This window comes from Pelomonas sp. CA6, from assembly GCF_022549225.1.
Classification (GTDB): Bacteria; Pseudomonadota; Gammaproteobacteria; order Burkholderiales; family Burkholderiaceae_C; genus Roseateles.
In genome coordinates this window covers 1-1025 of sequence record NZ_JAKZFD010000039.1, presented here as the reverse complement: position 1 = coordinate 1025, position 1025 = coordinate 1, and the positions used below count along the sequence as shown (strand labels likewise).

At 72.3% G+C, this 1025-nt stretch carries 1 protein-coding gene; it reads right to left on the bottom strand.

What is annotated here, in order from left to right; genetic code table 11:
- The coding region (locus tag LZ017_RS21765; RefSeq protein ID WP_241399028.1) for an AMP-binding protein at positions 1–1025 on the bottom strand (1025 nt) is incomplete at both ends.

Here is a 1025-nt window from a genome sequence, read left to right as displayed (position 1 = left end):
TCGAGCTTGCCGTTCGCGTTCAGCGGCAGCGCGTCCAGCCGCACGAAGGCGCTGGGCACCATGTAGTCCGGCAGCTGCGCCGCCAGGTGCTCGCGCAGCTGCTGCGGCGTCGGCGCCGGGGCCTCCCCCTCCTCCTGCTCGTAGTAGGCAATGAGCCGCTTGTGCCCGTCCGGCGTCGCGTCCACCACCACCGCGGCCTGCGCCACCGCAGGGTGCGACTGCAGCCGGCTCTGCACCTCCCCAGGCTCCACCCGGAAGCCCCGCAGCTTGACCTGCTGGTCGCGCCGCCCCAGGAACTCCAGCGTCCCGTCCTCGCGCCAGCGCCCCAGGTCCCCGCTGCGGTAGAGCTTGCGTCCCGGCTTCAGCGGGTGATCCACGAAGGCCTGCGCCGTCAACTCCGGCTGGTTCAGATAGCCCAGCGCCAGCCCCTGGCCGCCGATGCAGATCTCCCCCACCGCGCCACGCGGCACCAGCCGCAGCCGCGCGTCCAGCAGATGCACCTCGGTGTTGCCGATGGGCCGGCCGATCGGAATGCGGCCCGCGCGCGCCTCGGCCAGGCTCACCTCATGCGTCAGCGCGAAGACCGTGGTTTCCGTCGGCCCGTAGCCGTTGATGAAGCGCTGCGGCGGCGTGCGCTCCAGCACCTCGGCCACCGTGGCCGGATCCAGCGCGTCGCCGCCCACCAGCAGCTGGCGCAGCCTCGGGAAGACCGGCCCCAGCGCCGCGGCCAGCTGGTTGAACAGCCCCACGGTCAGCCACAGGCTGTCCACCTGCTGCGCCAGCAACACCTGGCACAGCCGCTCGCCGTCCAGCAGTTCGTCGCGCTCGATCACGACCAGGCAGCCGCCGTTGAGCAGCGGCGCCCAGACCTCCAGCGTGCTGGCGTCGAAGGCCGGGTTGGCGGCGAAGGCCATGCGCATCTGCGCGTCGAAGACCCCGTAGCCGCTGTTCAGCACCACGCGCGAGACCGCGCGATGCGGCACCAACACGCCCTTGGGTCGGCCCGTCGAGCCCGAGGTGTACAT